This window comes from Pseudomonas protegens (genome assembly GCF_003732485.1).
In the GTDB taxonomy this organism is placed as follows: Bacteria; Pseudomonadota; Gammaproteobacteria; order Pseudomonadales; family Pseudomonadaceae; genus Aquipseudomonas; species Aquipseudomonas protegens_B.
The window spans coordinates 1-17,712 of the sequence record NZ_MOAK01000038.1; the positions used below are offsets into that span (position 1 = coordinate 1).

The following is a 17,712-nucleotide window of genomic DNA, read 5'->3' on the forward strand; positions in this document are numbered from 1 at the left end:
CGTCCGCAAGACATTCACACCCTCCGAAGTCCCCTTCGCCGGCAAGCCGGCTCCTACAGGGTGGGGTCAGCCGTAGAAGCGTGGGCGCTCTGGCAGCTCGACCTTGACGATCTGGCCACTGCCCTGCGCTTCGATGCAGGCATCGGCCGCCACGGCGGCGGCAAAGCCATCCCAGGCCGAAGGGCCGCCCACCTGGCCGGCGCGCACGCCGTCGATAAAGGCCTGCAATTCCACGTCATAGGCGGCGATAAAACGGTCCTTCCAATCCATCAGGATGGCATTGGACAGCTTGGCTTCGCTGCGCAATTGCACCTGGGACGGCTCCGGCAGCTTGGCGATGCCGCTCTCCCCCACCACTTCGCACTGGATGTCGTAGCCGTACTGGCAGTTGACGAACACCTCAACGTCAATGCGCGTACCACGGGCGGTTTCCAGCAGCACGATCTGCGGGTCCCTCAAATGAGCGTGGGCCTTGCTGGTCTTGCGCGGGAACACCACCTGCACCGACACGTAGTCGTCGGCCAGCAGCCAGCGCAGTACGTCCAGCTCATGGATCAGGGTGTCGGTGATGGCCATGTCGGTCTTGTAGTTCTCACCCACCCGCGGGTTGCGGTGGGCGCAGTGCAGCATCAGCGGCTCGCCGATCTGCCCGCTGTCGATCACCGCCTTCAAGGCCTGGTAACCCGAATCGTAGGGGCGCATGAAACCCACCTGCACCAGGCGCTTGCCGTGGGCCACTTCGGCCTCGACGATGCGCCGGCAGCCGGCAGCGGTCACCGCCAGGGGTTTTTCACAGAACACCGGCTTGCCCGCGGCAATCGCCGCCAGCACGAACTCCTCGTGGCTCGGGCCCCAGGAGGTGACCAGTACCGCCTCGACGTCCGCTGCCTTGATCAGCGCGTGGCCGTCCGGGTAGACCTCGGCAGTGAGCTTGAGGTCGCTGACCACCTTGGCCGCCGAGGCCAGGTTGATGTCGGTGACCGCCACCACCTGGCTGCCCAATAGGGTCTGGCTGCAACGACGGATGTGATCCTGGCCGATGGCGCCGGTACCGATAACACCAAGTTTCAAAGACATGCAGATACTCCTGTTGTTGTTCGTTGCAGAGCAATCAGTACTGCCGGGCCTGGGCCAGGCGTTCATTAAGGGTCTTGGCCGCCGCATCGGTGCGTTCGCTGGTGGACACCTGGGCCACGCCCACCCGCCACCAGGACAGGTAGCTGTGGATCATGGTCTTGGGCAGGACCTTGATATCGATCAGGGTCGATACCGTCTGGGTCCGGGCATCGGCCAGGGCCGCCAGCAGTTGCTCCTCAGTGCTGACCTTGTAGGTCTTGCAGCCATACGCCGCGGCACTCATGGCGAAGTCCACCGGCACAAAGCCGCCGTCGAGCTTGCCGCTCTGCGGGTTGCGGTAGCGGAACTCGGTGCCGAAGCTGTCCATGCCGTGGCCCATCTGCAGGTTGTTGATGCAACCGAAGGTCATGTTGTCCAGCAACACCACGTTGATCTTGCGCCGCTCCTGGATCGAGGTGGCCAGTTCCGAGTGCAGCATCAGGTAGGAGCCGTCGCCCACCAGGGCGTACACCTCGCGATCCGGCTCGGCGAGCTTGACCCCCAGAGCCGCGTTGACCTCGTAGCCCATGCACGAATAGCCGTATTCCACGTGGTAGGTGTTGACCCCCTTGCTGCGCCAGCTGCGCTGCAGGTCGCCGGGCAGGCTGCCGGCGGCGGCGACGATAATGCCGTCCGCGGGCAAGGCCTGGTTGAGCACCCCGAGCACCCGGCTCTGGGTCAGGCAGGAGCCGGTCAGCTCGATGAATTCCCGCAGCACCGCCGGGTCCATGTGGTCGTTGATTTCCGGGACAAAACCGTCGTCCTGGTACTGCACCTGGTAGACCCGGTCCACCTCGGCCTCCAACTGGGCCTTGGCGTCAGTGATCTGCCCACCCCAGGCTGCCCGATAACCGCTGCGTCCCAAGACTTCGCTCAGGGCCTGCAAGCCGACCTGGGCATCGGCCAGCAACTGCACGCCATCGAGCTTGAGGCCGTCGCAGGGGCTGACATTGAGGTTGAGGAACTCCACCTCGGGGTGCTGGAACAGCCACTTCGAGGACGTGGTGAAGTCGCTGTAGCGAGTGCCGATGCCGATGATCAGGTCGGCGTCCCTGGCCAGCAGGTTGGCCGCCAGGCAGCCGGTCTCGCCGATCCCGCCGACGTTCAACGGGTGCTCGGAGACCACCGCGCTCTTGCCCGCCTGGGTTTCGGCAAAGGGGATGCCGAAGCGTTCGGCAAAAGCCTGCAACGCCCGGTTGGCCCCGGAATACTTGACCCCGCCGCCACAGATGAGCAGCGGTTTGCGCTTGCCCTTGAGCAGCGCCAGGGCATCACCGAGCATGGCCTCGGTGGCCGGACGGCGGTCGATGCGATGCACGCGCTTGGCGAGGAAGGAGTCCGGGTAGTCGTAGGCTTCGCCCTGCACATCCTGGGGCAATGCCAGGGTCACGGCGCCGGTTTCCGCCGGGTCGGTGAGCACACGCATGGCGTGGATCGCCGCGCTCATCAGTTGCTCGGGGCGGTTGATGCGGTCCCAGTATTTGCTCACGGCCTTGAAGGCATCGTTGGTGCTGATGCTCAGGTCATGGAACTGTTCGATCTGTTGCAGCACCGGGTCCGGCTGGCGGCTGGCGTAAACGTCCCCCGGCAGCAACAGCAAGGGAATACGGTTGGCGCTGGCGGTGGCCGCCGCGGTCAGCATATTGGCCGCGCCGGGGCCCACCGAGGAGCTGCAGGCGTAGATCTTGCGCCGCAGGTGCTGCTTGGCGAACCCGATGGCGGCATGGGCCATGCCCTGCTCGTTGCGGCCCTGGTGCACCACCAGGTCGCCACTGTCCTGCTCCAGGGCCTGGCCCAGGCCGAGCACGTTGCCGTGGCCGAAAATAGTGAAGACCCCGGCGATGAACTTGCTCTGGACCCCATCCACCTCGACGTATTGGTTATCGAGGAATTTCACCAGGGCCTGGGCCATGGTCAAGCGTGTGGTACTCATGGTTTGCACCTTATTCATGATGTGAGGCCAACGGCCCTGCCAATACTCCCGTAGGAGCTGGCATGCCAGCGAAAGCACCTTCGAGACTTGCGCCCCCCTGTGGGGCCCCTTCGCCGGCAAGCCGGTTCCTACACGAGGGCGGCGTCAAGTCAGGGATTGCTGCAGGTGGGCCATGCTCGCGCCGATCGCCTGCTGGATGTCCGCCAGCCCGTGCACGCTCTCGGCAAAGGGTTCGAACGACAGGTAGCCGCTGTAGCCACTGCTCAGCAGGGTGTCGATCTGCGTTGCATTGCCGAGGATGTCCGCCTCGCCCACCAGCACCCGGTGGCCGTCGCGAATGCTGTTGAGCGGCGCTTCGCGGTCCTCGACACCCGAGATGTGCACCAGCCCGGTCAGCTCGGGGAAGAACTCATGCTCGCTGGCCAAGTGGTGGTGGAAGGTGTCGTGCACCAGGCGCAACACGTCCAGGCCGCCGATGGCACGGATCGCGTCCACCACCGTACGCTTGCGCCGCAGCGAGCATTCTTCGAAGCCCAGGGGCTCGATAAACCCCAGCAGGCCGTGATCCCGCAGGATCGGCGCCAGCTCGCTCAAAGCGCTGCGCAAACCGCTGATGCGCTGGGCCTCAGTGCGCGGGTCGGCACGGTCATTGAGCGGGCACATCACCAGCCCCTCGGCCCCGCAGGCACGGGCATAGGCGGCGAGTTTCAGGGTCTGCCGGCGACGCTCGTCGTTCCACACATCGAAGGGGTACAGGGCGTTGATCGACAACACCTTGATACCCTGGGCCGCGCACAATTCGCGGACCCGCTCCGGCGGCGTGCCGTCCTCGATTTCCACGCCCGCAAGGTCATTGCGGATCTCAATGGCATCGGCCTTCAGCGTCACCGCCAGGTCGATAAACTCCGGCAGTGACAAACGCGGTGCAACCATACGATTCAGAGCGAAACGCAGGGGCTGGCTCATGCTTGTTGTTCTCCCAAATCCATCGCGTCGAGAAAGTTACTTGGCCGTCGGCATGCTGAATTCCGGGCCCTTGGCGATGCTGTCGGGCCAGCGCTGCATCACGCTCTTGTAGCGGCTGTAGAAGCGCACGCCTTCCTCGCCGTAGGCATGGTGGTCGCCGAACAGCGAACGCTTCCAGCCGCCAAAGGAATGCCAGGCCATGGGCACCGGGATCGGTACGTTGATGCCGACCATGCCCACCTTGATGTTGCGGGCAAAGGCCCGGGCCACGCCGCCGTCGCGGGTAAAGCAGGACACGCCATTGCCGAATTCATGGGCGTTGATCAGCTCCACTGCGCTGGCAAAGTCGGGCACCCGCACAATGCCCAGCACCGGCCCGAAGATTTCCTGCCGGTAGATGCTCATCTCGGTGGTGACGTTGTCGAACAGGGTGGCGCCGACAAAAAAGCCCTGCTCCGCCCCCGGCACCTTGAAGCCGCGACCATCCACCAGCAGCTGTGCACCCTGGGCCACGCCCTGGTCGATGAAACCCTCAACCTTGGCCTTGTGCTCGGCGGTCACCAGCGGCCCCATGTCGCTGTCGCCCTGCAAGCCATTGCCGACCTTGAGCTGGTCGATGCGCGGCAGCAGCTTGGCGATCAATTCGTCGGCCACGTCACCCACCGCCACGGCGATGGAGATCGCCATGCAGCGCTCGCCGGCCGAGCCGTAGGCCGCACCGATCAGCGCGTCGGCGGCCTGGTCCAGGTCGGCGTCGGGCATCACGATCATGTGGTTCTTGGCCCCACCCAGGGCCTGCACACGCTTGCCCCGGGCACTGGCCTGCTGGTGGATGTACTCGGCAATCGGCGTCGAACCGACAAAGGAAATCGCCTCGATGTCCGGGTGCTGGAGCAAGCCGTCCACGGCGCTCTTGTCGCCCTGGACCACGTTGAACACCCCTTCGGGCAACCCGGCTTCGGTCAGCAGGCGCGCCAGCAGCAGGCTGGCGGACGGGTCGCGCTCGGACGGCTTGAGGATGAAGCAGTTGCCGGTGATCAGGGCGATGGGGATCATCCACAGCGGCACCATCACCGGGAAGTTGAACGGCGTGACCCCGGCGCACACGCCCAGGGGCTGGCGCAGGTTCCAGTTATCGATGCCGCCACCGATGTTGTCGCTGAAATCGGTTTTCAACAGGTTCGGCGCGCCACAGGCGTACTCGACGATCTCGATGCCACGGGTCACCTCGCCCATGGCGTCGGACAGCACCTTGCCGTGCTCGCGGGTGATGATCTGCGCCAGTTCCTTGTGGTGCCGGTCCAGCAGTTCCTTGAACTTGAACATCACCCGCGCGCGGCGCAGGGAGGACTGTTCGGACCAGGCCGGAAAGGCCTTCAGCGCCGAGGTCACAGCCTCGTCCACGGTCTTCTGGCTGGCCAGGGCAACACGGGCCTGGACCGCCCCCGTGGCCGGGTTGAACACTTGGCTGAAACGCTCGCCGGCGTCCTGCACCTGGCCGCCGATGTAATGACCTATTACCGGGGTGTCGCTCATTGTTCTTGTTCTCCGTAAAGGGTTGCCGTCTGAGTTCGGGGCTTCAGAGATCCAGCAGCCAGCTGTGCTGCGGATCGTTATGGAACTGCCAAACGCGCTTGGGCCCGGCCATGACGTTCAGGTAATAGGACTCGTAGCCGTAAGGCACGCTGACCGGGTGATAGCCCTTGGGCACCACCACCAGGTCGCTGTTTTCCACGGCCATGGCCTGGTCGATGCTGCGGTCGTCGGTGTAGACCCGCTGGAAGACAAAGCCCTGGGGCGGGTTGACCTGGTGGTAATAGGTCTCTTCCAGAAAGCTCTGGTGCGGCAGGTCATCGGTGTCGTGCTTGTGCGGCGGGTAGCTGGAGGAATGCCCGGACGGCGTGCGCACCTCCACCACCAGCAGGGAATGGGCCGGCTCGCTGTCGGGCAGGATGTCGCAGACATAACGGGTATTGGCGCCCTTGCCGCGCACGCTGCGCTTGCACTGCTCCGGGCGGATAAGGCGCGCGCCGAGGCCAGCGGCGGCATCACCCGGGGCGGCACACAGGGCAATCTGCACCTCGCTCAAGGCGGTGACCTGGGCCTGGCTGCCCGGCGGCAGGTAGGCGGCAAAGGGCGATTTGTCTTCGAACACCGATTGCCGGTCGCCCAGGTTGTCCCACTTGAAGGCACCCTGGGGCGATTGGCCCTGCAGATCGATGCGGCCGCTGAGCAGCACCAGGCACAGTTCCTTGTCGCCGGCGCTGACCGGCAGGCTTTCCCCCAGGCTCAGGCGGTAGGCACTGAACCCCACGTATTCCAGGGCGCCTTCTTGCAGCTGGACCATGGTCCGGCCCTTGGCGGCGCTTTTCACCAGCAGGCTCATTGGGCAGTACTCCTGCGTTGCAGGCCGGCGTCCAGCAGGGCCCGCAGGGTGTCGTAACCTTTTTTCGCGTAGACGTAGCTCGGCGCCACGGCCGGGTCCTGCTCGGCTTCCACCACCAGCCAGCCCTGGTAGTCCGCCGCCAGCAGCACATCGAGCAAGGCGGCAAAGTCGATGTCGCCATCGCCGGGCACGGTGAAGGTGCCGTTGACGATGCAATCCGGGAAGCTCCACAGGTTGTTGCGCGCCAGTTGCACCACCGGTTTGCGCACGTCCTTGAAGTGCACGTGGCAGACGCGCTGGATATGCTTGCGCAGCACCTCCAGGGGTTCTCCGCCGCCCATGTAGCAATGGCCCGAATCGAACAGCAGGCCGACCTCCTCGCCGGTCAGGCTCATCAGCGTGTCGATGTCCGCCGGGGACTCGACGTAGGCGCCCATGTGGTGGTGATAGGCCAGGCGCACACCCTGGGACAGGGTGAAGCGCGCCAGTTCCGTGAGTTTGTCGGCGTAATCCTGCCAGGCCTGCTCGCTGTGGAACCGTGGGCGCTCGATCAGGCGCACCGGTGAGCCCTGGATCGAGTCGGCCACTTCGCCGTAGACCAGCACCGAGGCGCCGTTGCGTTTCAGCAGTTCGACGTGGCTGGCAATGGCGTCGATTTCTTGTGCCACCGAACGCCGGGCCAGGCGGCTGGAGTACCAGCCCGAGACCAGCGCCAGGTCATAAGGGCGCAACACATCGCCCACGCCCTTGGCGTCCTTGGGGAACTTGCCGTTGAGTTCAAAGCCTTCGTAACCGATGTCCTTACCTTCGCTCAGGGCGGTGCTCAGGGGCGTTTCACCGCCCAGGGCCGGCAGGTCGTCGTTGCTCCAGGAGATCGGGTTGATGCCAATTCGGATGGCGGGCATGGCTGCACCTTTTGTTGTTATTCATGAAAGCGTGGAGAACGGCCTTGTACTTGTAGGAGCTGGCTTGCCAGCGATGACGTCGGCGAGCCTGGCACCAGGCTCAAGACCCTCTTCGCCGGCCAGCCGGTTCCTACAGCGGGCGGGCGTTGCGCCAGGCGTTGATCAGTTGTTCGAAGGTGCCCTGGACTTGCCGGATCAGGGTTTCGTCGTCGATCTCCCCCGCCAGCCACCCACGGCTCGGTTCCTGGAAAATCGTCCGGCCCACGGCAAAACCACGGCAGGTCTGGCTGTGGCTCGCTTGCCGGAAGCCCTCGGCCAGGCACTCGGCCGACGCATTCAGGCCCAGCAGCACCACGCCACGGCAATACGGGTCGCGCTCCTGGATCAGCTCGTCGAGCTTTTTCCACTCCTCGGCCGACTGCGCCTCGATCTTCCACCACGCCGGATAGATGCCCAGGTTGTACAGGCGCTTGAGGCTGCGGTAGAGCACCTCGGGATGAGCGCCGGGCAGGTCCTTGGGCGGGATGATTTCCAGCAGCAGCTCATGGCCGCTGACCTGGGACGCCTGGTACAGGCCCATGATCTGCGCCTCCTGCTCCAGGCGTAGCAGAGGTTCGTCGTCCGGGTGATATTGCACCAGGCACTTGATGATCTGCTCCTGGGGCCAGGCAATCAGGTTGCTGCCCACCGAGCGCCCATGTTCGAAGGCCAGTGGCCGCGAACCCTGGACCTCCACTGGCCGCGCCACCCACCAGCCGCGACCGGTGGCGGCATTCAGCGCGTCCTGGCCGAAGCGCTGGTCGGCCAGCAGGCCCACATCGGCCTCCACGCCCTGCTCGCGCAGCTGGTGCTCGACCCGCTCCACCGCCTGGATAAACAGCCGCTTGAGGGCGCTGATGCGCGCCGGGTCCTGGCCACCCTGCTGCGCCAGTTCCACCAGTTGCCCACGGTGATCGAAGGCAAAGACGAACAGTTGCTTCCAGGCCTTGCGCGGCACGCTGACCTGATGCAGGCGCTGCAGGATCGGGTCCTGGTCGGGACGGGTAATGGGCACCGGGCTGCTGAACAGACAATCCAGTTCGGCGCGGGTCGGCATCGCCGGGGCACAGGCATGGCGCGACACCACCAGGCCGCCGCAGGCGTTGGCCAACTGGCAGCAGCGCTCATCGCTGGCGTCTTCCAGCCAGCCACTGAGGAAGCCGGACATAAAGGCATCGCCGGCGCCCAGCACGTTGAGCACCTCCACCTGCACACCGGGGTAGATCGCCCCGTCTTCCAGGCGTGGCGGAATCTCGCCGTGGATCACCGTGCACCCTTGCGGGCCGAGCTTGACCACCAGGGTTGCACTGCTCAGGGAACGCACGGTGCGCAAGGCCGTCAACAGGTCGTCGCTGCCGCCGGCAATGAGGAATTCTTCTTCGGTGCCGACGATCAGGTCGAAGCGCGGCAGGATCTTCTGCACGTGCTGGCTGACCTGGTGATCGGCGACAAACCGGGTCTCGCCGTCGGCCTTGCCGGCCAGGCCCCAGAGCACCGGCCGGTAGTCGATGTCCAGGACCCGCTTGACCCCGTGTTTTTGCGCGTAGTCCAGGGCCTGGAGGCTGGCCCGGTAGACGCCGTCGGTGGAGAAATGGGTGCCGGTGATCAGCAAGGCCTTGCTGGAGGCAATAAAGGCTTCGTTGATGTCTTCGGCGCTCAGCGCCATGTCCGCGCAGTTCTCGCGGTAGAACACCAGGGGGAAGGTTTCGCGGTCCTTGAGGCCCAGCAGGACCATGGCGGTGAGGCGCTGCGGGTCGACCCTGATGGCGCTGACGTCACAGCCTTCGCGCACCAGGGACTCCACCAGGAAGCGCCCCATGTGATCGTCGCCAACCCGGCTCAACATCGCCGACTTGAGGCCCAGGCGCGCGGTGCCGAAGGCAATGTTCGCCGATGAGCCGCCGAGGTACTTGGCAAAGCTGCTGACGTCCTCCAGCCGCGCACCGACCTGCTGTGCATAGAGATCGACGCCCAGGCGTCCGAGGCAAATCAGATCCAATTGACGCCCACTGGCAAAACGAGTCTGGCCCATGCTGGCTCCTGTTATTTTTATCAGCCTGTGCTCACCGCCGTTGGGAGGCGCCGAGCACTCTTGGTGGATGCAGACTAAAACGTCTCTCGGCGCCAATCAATAATTTTTCTATAAAATTTTTACGTGGAATATTTTTTCCATTAAACTTTTTCAAGCCGGAGCCAGACACCGTGCATCGTTTCAGCAAAGCCCCGGCCAGCATCAGCCCGAAGATTTTATGGGCCCCTACCCTGTAGACTGCCGGCTGCCCACCTATTGTCAGGGGACGGAGCCACAGGCCGTTTCCATAAGCACAAGCCAGAAGGATTTTCTATGTCCCGCACCGATCAGCCGGCCATGACCGAGAGCACGCCAGAGAGCGACCTCGTCAGCCCTCCGATCAATGCCGAACGCCTGCTGCAACTGATCACCGAGGAATACGAGAGCCTGCCGCGCCAGCTCAAGCGCATTGCCAGCTACATGAGCCAGCAGAGCGACCGGATCATGGTCGACCGCATCAGCGACATCGCCCGTGAATGCGAAGTGCATCCCTCGGCCATCGTGCGCTTCTCCCAGCGTTTCGGCTTCAGCGGCTTCAGTGAAATGCAGGCGCTGTTTCGCGAGGCCTACACCCACAAGGCCACGCCGGTACAGAACTACCAGCAGCGCATCCGCAGCATGATTGCCAACAAGTCGCAGAAAGCCAGCGGCGGCGACCTGGCCCGCGAGTGCGTGAACGCCACCCTGTCGGGCATCGAGCGCCTGGGCCTGGAACTGGACGACGTGGCCTTCGACAAGGCCGTGGACCTGGTGGTCAATGCCGACAACATCTACGTGGTCGGGGTGCGCCGCTCCTTCGCCGTGGCCGACTACCTGGTGTACAACCTGCAGCACACCAACAAGCGCATCCACCTGGTGTCGGGCCTGGGGGGCAGCTACCGCGAGCAGATGCGCAGCATCCGCCCCAACGATCTGGTGATCGCCATCAGCTTCACCCCCTATGGCAAAGAGACCCAGCACTGCCTGCGCATTGCCCAGCACAACCAGGCCAAGACCCTGATCATCACCGACAGCACCCTGTCGCCCCTGGCCAAGCGCGCCAACAGCGTGCTGCTGGTCAATGAAGGCAGCTCCTTTGCCTTCCGCTCACTGAGCGCCACCCTGTGCCTGTGCCAGGCGCTGTTCATCGCCGTGGCGTACCGCCTGGAATTGAAGGTGGACGAGATTCATGAGCAAGGCGGCTTCGACGACTAGCCCGCCCGACAGGACGGGGCCTGGAGCGCCAGGCCCTTGCGCAGCAGCTCCTTGCGCAGGATCGGCCGAGCCAGGCAATGCACGCCGTCCAGGGCGCTGCCCTCTAGCAGCCGCTCAAGCTTGTGGGCACTGTCCGGGCTACCGGTCAGCAAGTAACTTTTGCCCTCACTGAGGCTGATCAGGTTCAACAGCCAGTCATCGCCCCACTGCCCCAGCACCTGCTCGATCAGGCTGCGCTGACGCGCCAGCAGGCCCTCGCCATTCCACAGGGTCAGCTGGGCAAAGCGCCTTGGCAGGTTGCTGGAAGGTTCGAGGACTTTCAGGTCCTTGAGCAGGGCCTGCGCCAGTTGCGCTTCGATCTGCTGCTGGCATTGCTGGAAATACGCTTCGGGCCACTGCGGCCCCAGGCCGGCATGGGCGGCCAGGGCGGCATAGGCCTGGCGGTCCGCTGCGGTGCATCCCTGGTCAGTGAAGTTCAGGGTGTTGTCGAGGATTCCCGCCGCCAGCAATTGCGCGCTGTCGCGGCTGATCCTGGGCAGCAGCCCGGAATCGCGCCAGCGCTCATAGACCTGGGTGCAGGCGGCGCCGATCTGGCGGATATCCGCGTATTTGCCCAGGCGCTCGTCCCAGAAGGCCTCGAACCCAGGGTGATGGTCGATGACCTCCACCACCCGGGCGATGTCCACCAGCGGGTCCAGGTGCAAGTGGTTGGAAATGTCCACCAGCACGAACTGATCGGCGCCCTGCGGGACGTGGCTGTCCAGGCCCTTGAGGCGCTGGCGGAAATGGGCCGGGATGCTCTCGTTGAGCGGTGCGCTGCTCAGGGCCCGGGCCGGGCGGCCGCTGAGGTTGAGCCACTCGGCGTAGGCGATGCAACCGGCGTAGGCGTCGATATCCAGATAGGCCGCACCGGCAGTGACAATGATCATGACGTCCATGTAATCCACAAAGGCCAAAGGCCGGGGCGTCGAGGGTGCCCGAGCGACATGACAGCCCTATGACAGTCAGCGCTCACGGTCCATGCACATGCTCACGCCCCTGCTCATACCCCGCCTCGGCCACCAGTAGCGCCGCCAGACGCGCACCGCTGAAGCGGATCTGCGCCAGGCTCAGGGCCGCATAGCCAATGATTACCGCCGCCGGGCGGCGCACGTCCTGGCAATGCTCGGCCACCCCCTGCAGCAGCAGGCCCTGCTGCGCGGCACGCTGACGAAAGCCGGTCTCGTCACTGCCCGGCGGCAATTCCAGAAGCAGATGCAGCCCGGCCTGCTGGCCGCTGATGCGATAACAGCCGGGCGCCTCCCGAGCGAGGATCGCCAGCAGCAGGTCGCGGCGCTCCTGATAAGCCTGACGCGCCGCCCGCAGAGAACGCAGAAAGGCGCCGCTGGCGATGTAGTCGGCCAGGGCCAGCTGTTCGATCACCCCCACCGAACGCCCGGTGTTCTGCAAGGTGGCCAGCAGCCGGGCACGCAGCGCCTCGGGCACCAGCATGAAACCCACCCGCAAACCGGCGAACAGGGTCTTGTTGAAACTGCCGCAGTAGATCACCCGGTCATCAGGGTCCAGGGACTTGAGAGCCGCCAGGGGCGCGCTCTGGTAGTTGAATTCGCTGTCGTAATCGTCTTCCACCACCCAGGTGTCGCTGTGCCGGGCCCATTCCAGCAGTGCCAGGCGCCGGGACACCGGCATGGTCATGCCCAGGGGCGCCTGATGGGCCGGGGTCACGTAGACCATGCGCGCATCGCAGTGGCCGTGCAGTTGCGCCACATCGATGCCCTCTTCCTGCACCGGGATCGGCACCAACCGGGCGCCGGCCAGGGCAAACAGGCCCTGGGCCGAGAGGTAGCCGGGGTCTTCGATACAGACCTTGTCCCCTGCAGTGAGCAGGCTGCGGGCCAGCAGGTCGAGACCGTGGCGGATGCCGGTGGTGATCATCACCTGCCCGGCATGGCAGGCGATGCCCCGGTGCTGCCCCAGGTACTCGGCGATCTGCTGGCGCAGCGCCGGCAAGCCGGCGGGGTCGGCATCGCACAGCGATTGCGCCGAGGCACTGCCCAGCGCCCGGGTCAGCGAGCGGGTCCAGCGCTGCAGGGGAAACAGCGCCGGGTCGGCCAGCCGGGCCACGAAGGGCTGGCCGGCACGCACGCCGAGCGGCGGATACGAGGGCTCGCTGTCACTGGCGGCGGACGGTGCAACGCGTGCCGGGGCGCTCAGATACAGGTCCGGCACCACCGCGCAGACCCGGGTCCCGGAACCGCTGGCGCGGCTCACATAGCCTTCGCTGCGCAAGCGGTCGAAGACCACTTCCAGGGTGCCCCGGGACATGCCCCAGCGCTGGGCCAGGGTGCGGGTCGAAGGCAAGCGGCAGCCTGCAGGCAGGCGTTTTTCCAGGATCGCCTGGCGCAAGGCGCCGTAGGCACTGTCCTGCTTGCCCAGGGTTTCATCCATGCACTCCGGCAGGGGCAGGTCGAGGGGCACGGGGTGTTTTCCACGGCTCATAGTGGTCCAGTCAAAAGCGCTCTAAACGGTGCTCGGCATTAAACCATAAAGACCTTAATTTCAGCGCCGTCACCCCTTGCCCCGAGCCTGCCATGCCACCTGTTGCCCCCTCTACGACCCGCTCCATCGCTATTGAACCCGCCCTCGCCCCCTGGCTCTGGACCTTGTTGCTGCTGGTGGTGGTCTGCCTGCCGCGGATCAGCATCGACCTGTACCTGCCGGCGCTGCCGGCCATGGCCGACGACCTGGGGGCCAGCGACGCCCAACTGCAACTGACCCTGAGCCTGTACATGCTCGGCTATGCGCTGTCGATGCTGCTGGGCGGGCCGCTGTGCGACCGTTATGGCCGACGCCCGGTGCTGCTGGCGGGCACGGCGCTGTTCCTGCTGGCGAGCCTGGCCTGCATGCTCGCCGCCAGCGTCGAGGTGCTGATGGTCGCCCGTCTGCTGCAAGCCCTGGGCGGTTGCTGCGGCACCCTGATCGGCCGGGTCATGGTCCGCGACCGCTGCGCGCCCGAGGAGCAGCCGCGATTGCTCGGGCTGTTGTCCATGGGCATTGCCCTGTCGCCGATGCTGGCGCCGCCGCTGGGCAGCCTGATCGACCACCTGCTGGGCTGGCGCGGGTTGTTTCTGTGCCTGAGCCTGGTGGCCGCAGCGGCCTGGCTGCTGATGTACAAGCGGCTCGCCGAAACCCGCCCGCCACAGCTCTCCCCCGTGGCCGCCAGAAGCCTGCCGCGCCTGTACCTGCGCCTGCTGGGCGAGGCCTATTTCATGCGCTACTCCCTGGCCATCGGCTGCCTGTACTGCACCTATTTCCCTTTTATCCTGCAATCGCCGGCGCTGTTGCAGCGCCAGCTGGGGCTGTCTCCAAGCGCTTATGCCCTGGTGTTCGCCGCCACCGTGGCCGGCTACCTGCTGGGCTCGCGACTGTTCCAGCGCCTGGGGGTACGCCACAGCGCCGACCGCCTGATTGCCGGGGCCTGCCTGCTGAACCTGGCTGGCGCCGGCCTGCTGCTGCTTGCCCGTAGCCTGTGGCCCGACAGCCTGTGGGCGATCGTCCTGCCGATGCTGCCGCTGATGCTCTCGGTGGGCCTGGCGATTCCCGCCTGCCAGTTGGCGATCCTGCAACCCTATGCGGCGGTGGCGGGCACCGCCTCGGGGCTGTTCTTCTTTATCCAGATGGCCATGACCGCCGGCTGCGGACTGCTTGCCAGCCTGCTGGCAGACAGCCCGGCGGGATCGCTGCAAGCCCTGACCGGCCTGTTCAGCGTCGCCCTGGGCCTGGTCTGGTGGTGCCTGCGACCACAGACCCGCTAGGCGCTGCTGCAGGCCGGGTAAGAATGGCGCAGGCAGCAAGATGGCCCTGTTCAATACAAATCCAATGCCGCTACATTAGCCGCGCCGTTCCCATCCGTTGTGCCGTTCAAGACAAGGAAATACGTGATGAAACTCATTGGAATGCTCGACTCGCCCTTCGTGCGCCGTGTCGCCATCAGCCTCAAATGCCTGGACCTGCCCTTCGAGCACCATTCGGTCTCGGTGTTCAGCACCTTCGAGCAGTTCAAGGCCATCAACCCGGTGGTCAAGGCGCCGACCCTGGTCTGCGACGGCGGTGAAGTGCTGATGGATTCGAGCCTGATCCTCGACTACCTGGAAACCCTGGCCGGCCCGCACAGGAGCCTGATGCCCGAGGCCCTGCCGGAGCGTTTGCATGAGTTGCGCCTGATTGGCCTGGCCCTGGCGGCCTGTGAGAAGTCGGTGCAGATCGTCTACGAAAGAAACCTGCGCCCGGCCGAGAAACAGCACGGTCCCTGGCTGGAACGGGTGAGCGGCCAGTTGCAGGCCGCCTATGCCGAACTGGAACAGGAACTGCAAAAACGCCCCTTGCCCCGGGACGGCGCCCTGAGCCAGGCCGGGATCAGCCTGGCGGTGGCCTGGAGTTTCAGCCAGATGATGGTGGCGGATCAGTTCGGTCCCGAGCAATTCCCGGCGGTACGCAGCTATACCGAATACGCCGAACACCTGCCGGTGTTCCTCGACACCCCCGCCACCTGACCTCCACACCGCCCTCACCGTAGGAGCCGGCTTGCCGGCGAACAGAGCCATAAGCCGTGCAGCGTTCTTGAGGCCGCCTTCGCTGGCAAGCCAGCTCCTACGCAAGTCCTGCAGACCCTGGACACCCGTAGGAGCCGGCTTGCCGGCGAAGAGGCTCGTGAGCCGTGTAGCGTTCTTGAGACCGCTTTCGCTGGCAAGCCAGCTCCTACGCAAGTCCTGTAGACCCTGCACACCCGTGGGAGCCGGCTTGCCGGCGAAGAGGCCCGTGAGCCGTTCAGCGTTCTTGAGACCGCCTTCGCTGGCAAGCCAGCTCCTACGCAAGTCCTGCAGACCCTGCACACCCGTAGGAGCCGGCTTGCCGGCGAAGAGGCCCGTGAGCCGTGCGGCGTTCTTGAGGCCGCCTTCGCTGGCAAGCCAGCTCCTACGACAGTCCAACAGATCCCCGTGGGGATCTGTCAGGCCGGTTCGGGCAGTTTTTTCGCCGGGGCCGGGGCCGTGGCAAAACGCCGGGCCAGGAAGGGTGTGATGTCCAACGGCAGGGCTTCGTCGTTCACCAGTTTGTCCAGCAGGACACCGGTGATCGCCGAGGTCAGGATGCCGGTACGGAAGTGCCCGCAGGCGTTGAGGTAACCCTCGACCCCGTCCATCGGCCCAAGAATCGGCAGCTCGTCCGGCGAGCCCGGACGCAGGCCCGCCCAGCAGCGCTTGAGGTTGACCTGGGCCAGTTCAGGAATGCAGCGCACCGCCCCCTGCACCAGGCCGTTGATTTCCGGGTAGGTGGTGCTGACGTCGAAACCCTTATCCTCGGTGGTGCTGCCAATCAGAATCTCGCCGTTGTCCTTCTGCGCCATGTAGCAGTCGCTGGTGGTCAGGCAGCCATTGAGCAGCTTGGGCATGCGTTCGGTGAGGAGGATCTGGCCCTTCACCGGCTTGACCGGAATCTCCACCCCGGTGGCCTGCAGGCTCAGCTCGGCGGCCCAGGCACCGGCGGCATTGATCAGGGTCGAGCAATGGAACAGCCCCGCCTCGGCGGTCTGTACTCCGCTGACCCGACTGCCCTGGTGCAAAACTCCGGTGACGTTGGTGTTGAAGTACACATCCACGCCGTTCTGCCGTGCGCCTTCGGTGTAGGCATCGGTCAGGCGGAAAGGGTTGACCTGGTGGTCGCAGAGGAACTCCAGGGCGCCCTGGGCTTCGTGGCTGACCTTCGGCTCGGCGGCGCGCAGGGCCGCCTGGTCGAGCCAGCGCACCTGATCGGACAGGTGCGGGATGCAACCGACAATGTGCTCGGCGTACAGGCGGTCCTCGTCGTCATAGATGACGAACTTGAGCCCGGTCTGTTCGAACTTGAAGTCCATGCCGTGCAGGCCGATCAGTTCACGGTGCAGGCGCGGGTACAGCTCGTTGGACTGCAGGGCGAAGTCGAAGAACGACTGCGGCAGGATATGCGGAGTGCTGGAGTCCACCACCACCGCCGAACCCTTGGCCTCGCGCTTGCGGTTGGCCGACATCATGCGAAAGAAGATCACCCCACAACCCAGGCCCACCGACTCGCCAATGGCCCACAGGCCGCCGGCCGAAGCCCGGCTGGCATTGCCCGGACGCTTGGCGTCGATCAGCGCCACCTTGAGGCCTTTGCGCTTGGACAGCTGATAGGCGCAGGACGCCCCGATCACGCCGCCACCGGCGATCACCACGTCGTAATACTTACTCATGTCCGGGGACCTCCTGGTCGGGTGCGGCAAAGGCGGAAAACGGAATCGGGTCCAACGGGAAGCGCGGGCGAATCCAGCCCACATCCTTGCGTCCGGTGGCCTGGCGCAGGCGGTCGCTGCAATAGCCGACGCACATCCGCCCCTGGCAGTCGCCCATGCTCACCCGGGTGCGCATTTTCAGACTGGCCATGTCCTGCACGCCCTGGGACAGGGCGCGCTCGATATCGTTACGGGTGGTGTGTTCACAACGGCAGATCACGGTGTCGCCCTTGGGCAGGTCTATCTGCCCGGTGCCACGTGCGGTATAGCGGTCCACCGCGCCGCGAAAGCGCAGGATCGAGGCCAGCTTGCGCTGGTAGCCCTGGCGCCGCTGCAAGGCCGCCTCGTTGCTCAGCACATCGCGCTGCATGAGCATCGACAGCGCCGCAATGCGGCCGGTGAGCATCGCCGCTTCACCCCCACGAATCCCGCCCATGTCGCCGGCCAGGTGGATATGCGGCTCGCTGCTCTGCTGCCAGGCATTGGCGCTGGCTCGCAGATAGCCGTCATCGCTGAAGCCGTGCTCCAGGCCCATCTGCTGGCTCAGTTGGGTCCGGGGAATGAAGCCATAACCCACCGCCAGGGTCTGGGCGGCGATGCGCTGGGCCTGGGCCATGTCCGGCTGCCAGTCGGCGGAATAAGGTGCGACCGTGACTACGCTCAAGGCGTCCTGGCCCTGGGCTTCCACCACGCCCCAGCCATAGCGCAGGGGAATGCCGTGGAGCTTGAGGTAGGCGAGCATGCTCAGGCCGTCGAGAAACAGTTGGGGCTTGTTCAGCAGGGCCAGGCTCTGCT

General features: G+C 65.3%; 13 protein-coding genes and 1 pseudogene. 3 read left to right on the plus strand and 11 right to left on the minus strand.

All coding sequences use genetic code 11. The features are described 5' to 3' along the window. Positions 1 to 66: 66 nt before the first annotated feature. The 7 genes from iolG to BLX41_RS09135 all read right to left on the minus strand — a co-directional run bounded on the left by iolG (position 67) and on the right by BLX41_RS09135 (position 9,377). The gene (iolG, locus tag BLX41_RS09105) at positions 67 to 1,077 is read right to left on the minus strand and encodes a bifunctional inositol 2-dehydrogenase/D-chiro-inositol 1-dehydrogenase (protein ID WP_123724618.1); all 1,011 of its coding nucleotides are present in this window, start codon (positions 1,075 to 1,077) and stop codon (positions 67 to 69) included. A 34-nt stretch (positions 1,078 to 1,111) separates the two neighbouring features. Further along, complete coding sequence (gene iolD, locus BLX41_RS09110; RefSeq protein ID WP_123724619.1) at positions 1,112 to 3,049, minus strand: 3D-(3,5/4)-trihydroxycyclohexane-1,2-dione acylhydrolase (decyclizing); 1,938 nt, start codon at positions 3,047 to 3,049, stop codon at positions 1,112 to 1,114. A gap of 144 nt (positions 3,050 to 3,193) precedes the next feature. Further along, a complete protein-coding gene (locus BLX41_RS09115) occupies positions 3,194 to 4,015 on the minus strand; it encodes a TIM barrel protein (protein WP_123724620.1) in 822 nt (273 codons plus the stop codon). A 36-nt stretch (positions 4,016 to 4,051) separates the two neighbouring features. Then, positions 4,052 to 5,551 (minus strand): CoA-acylating methylmalonate-semialdehyde dehydrogenase, encoded by a 1,500-nt coding sequence (locus BLX41_RS09120; protein WP_123724621.1) that lies wholly within the window; start codon positions 5,549 to 5,551, stop codon positions 4,052 to 4,054. Positions 5,552 to 5,594: 43 nt separating this feature from the next. Beyond that, on the minus strand, positions 5,595 to 6,401 hold the full coding sequence (gene iolB, locus BLX41_RS09125; RefSeq protein WP_123724622.1) for a 5-deoxy-glucuronate isomerase: 807 nt from the start codon (positions 6,399 to 6,401) through the stop codon (positions 5,595 to 5,597). After that, on the minus strand, positions 6,398 to 7,306 hold the full coding sequence (iolE, locus tag BLX41_RS09130) for a myo-inosose-2 dehydratase (RefSeq protein WP_123724623.1): 909 nt from the start codon (positions 7,304 to 7,306) through the stop codon (positions 6,398 to 6,400). The genes iolB and iolE overlap by 4 nt, the downstream gene beginning before the upstream one ends. Before the next feature lie 130 nt (positions 7,307 to 7,436). Beyond that, positions 7,437 to 9,377, minus strand: a complete 1,941-nt coding sequence (locus BLX41_RS09135) for a bifunctional 5-dehydro-2-deoxygluconokinase/5-dehydro-2-deoxyphosphogluconate aldolase (RefSeq protein ID WP_123724624.1) — start codon at positions 9,375 to 9,377, stop codon at positions 7,437 to 7,439. A 312-nt stretch (positions 9,378 to 9,689) separates the two neighbouring features. Between BLX41_RS09135 and BLX41_RS09140 the strand changes: the two genes are divergently transcribed. Continuing rightward, positions 9,690 to 10,610 carry a MurR/RpiR family transcriptional regulator gene (locus tag BLX41_RS09140; protein WP_123724625.1) on the plus strand — a complete coding sequence of 307 codons (921 nt, stop codon included), beginning with the start codon at positions 9,690 to 9,692 and terminating at the stop codon, positions 10,608 to 10,610. Here BLX41_RS09140 and BLX41_RS09145 read toward each other — a convergent pair. Both BLX41_RS09145 and pdxR read right to left on the minus strand, forming a co-directional pair. Further along, positions 10,607 to 11,539 carry a DHH family phosphoesterase gene (locus BLX41_RS09145; RefSeq protein WP_123724655.1) on the minus strand — a complete coding sequence of 311 codons (933 nt, stop codon included), beginning with the start codon at positions 11,537 to 11,539 and terminating at the stop codon, positions 10,607 to 10,609. The two genes, BLX41_RS09140 and BLX41_RS09145, sit on opposite strands and share 4 nt — an antisense overlap. A gap of 82 nt (positions 11,540 to 11,621) precedes the next feature. Further along, positions 11,622 to 13,109 carry a MocR-like pyridoxine biosynthesis transcription factor PdxR gene (gene pdxR, locus BLX41_RS09150; protein WP_123724626.1) on the minus strand — a complete coding sequence of 496 codons (1,488 nt, stop codon included), beginning with the start codon at positions 13,107 to 13,109 and terminating at the stop codon, positions 11,622 to 11,624. A gap of 92 nt (positions 13,110 to 13,201) precedes the next feature. Here pdxR and BLX41_RS09160 point away from each other — a divergent pair, with 92 nt between their 5' ends. Both BLX41_RS09160 and BLX41_RS09165 read left to right on the plus strand, forming a co-directional pair. Further along, positions 13,202 to 14,425 carry a multidrug effflux MFS transporter gene (locus BLX41_RS09160; protein ID WP_123724628.1) on the plus strand — a complete coding sequence of 408 codons (1,224 nt, stop codon included), beginning with the start codon at positions 13,202 to 13,204 and terminating at the stop codon, positions 14,423 to 14,425. A gap of 126 nt (positions 14,426 to 14,551) precedes the next feature. Beyond that, complete coding sequence (locus BLX41_RS09165) at positions 14,552 to 15,163, plus strand: glutathione S-transferase (protein ID WP_123724629.1); 612 nt, start codon at positions 14,552 to 14,554, stop codon at positions 15,161 to 15,163. A gap of 455 nt (positions 15,164 to 15,618) precedes the next feature. On the opposite strand, the gene hcnC is transcribed toward BLX41_RS09165, so the two are convergent. Continuing rightward, positions 15,619 to 16,878, minus strand: a complete 1,260-nt coding sequence (gene hcnC, locus BLX41_RS09175; protein WP_123724630.1) for a cyanide-forming glycine dehydrogenase subunit HcnC — start codon at positions 16,876 to 16,878, stop codon at positions 15,619 to 15,621. Next, a pseudogene (hcnB, locus tag BLX41_RS34865) lies at positions 16,871 to 17,712 on the minus strand (cyanide-forming glycine dehydrogenase subunit HcnB); the annotation flags it as partial. The gene hcnC and the pseudogene hcnB, both read right to left, overlap by 8 nt.

What these genes read in the sequence shown, in the direction of transcription:
- iolG (WP_123724618.1), bottom strand. Translation starts at nt 1,077, where the DNA reads ATGTCTTTGAAACTTGGTGTTATCGGTACCGGCGCCATCGGCCAGGAT.
- iolD (WP_123724619.1), bottom strand. Translation starts at nt 3,049, where the DNA reads ATGAGTACCACACGCTTGACCATGGCCCAGGCCCTGGTGAAATTCCTC.
- BLX41_RS09115 (WP_123724620.1), bottom strand. Translation starts at nt 4,015, where the DNA reads ATGAGCCAGCCCCTGCGTTTCGCTCTGAATCGTATGGTTGCACCGCGT.
- BLX41_RS09120 (WP_123724621.1), bottom strand. Translation starts at nt 5,551, where the DNA reads ATGAGCGACACCCCGGTAATAGGTCATTACATCGGCGGCCAGGTGCAG.
- iolB (WP_123724622.1), bottom strand. Translation starts at nt 6,401, where the DNA reads ATGAGCCTGCTGGTGAAAAGCGCCGCCAAGGGCCGGACCATGGTCCAG.
- iolE (WP_123724623.1), bottom strand. Translation starts at nt 7,306, where the DNA reads ATGCCCGCCATCCGAATTGGCATCAACCCGATCTCCTGGAGCAACGAC.
- BLX41_RS09135 (WP_123724624.1), bottom strand. Translation starts at nt 9,377, where the DNA reads ATGGGCCAGACTCGTTTTGCCAGTGGGCGTCAATTGGATCTGATTTGC.
- BLX41_RS09140 (WP_123724625.1), top strand. Translation starts at nt 9,690, where the DNA reads ATGTCCCGCACCGATCAGCCGGCCATGACCGAGAGCACGCCAGAGAGC.
- BLX41_RS09145 (WP_123724655.1), bottom strand. Translation starts at nt 11,539, where the DNA reads ATGATCATTGTCACTGCCGGTGCGGCCTATCTGGATATCGACGCCTAC.
- pdxR (WP_123724626.1), bottom strand. Translation starts at nt 13,109, where the DNA reads ATGAGCCGTGGAAAACACCCCGTGCCCCTCGACCTGCCCCTGCCGGAG.
- BLX41_RS09160 (WP_123724628.1), top strand. Translation starts at nt 13,202, where the DNA reads ATGCCACCTGTTGCCCCCTCTACGACCCGCTCCATCGCTATTGAACCC.
- BLX41_RS09165 (WP_123724629.1), top strand. Translation starts at nt 14,552, where the DNA reads ATGAAACTCATTGGAATGCTCGACTCGCCCTTCGTGCGCCGTGTCGCC.
- hcnC (WP_123724630.1), bottom strand. Translation starts at nt 16,878, where the DNA reads ATGAGTAAGTATTACGACGTGGTGATCGCCGGTGGCGGCGTGATCGGG.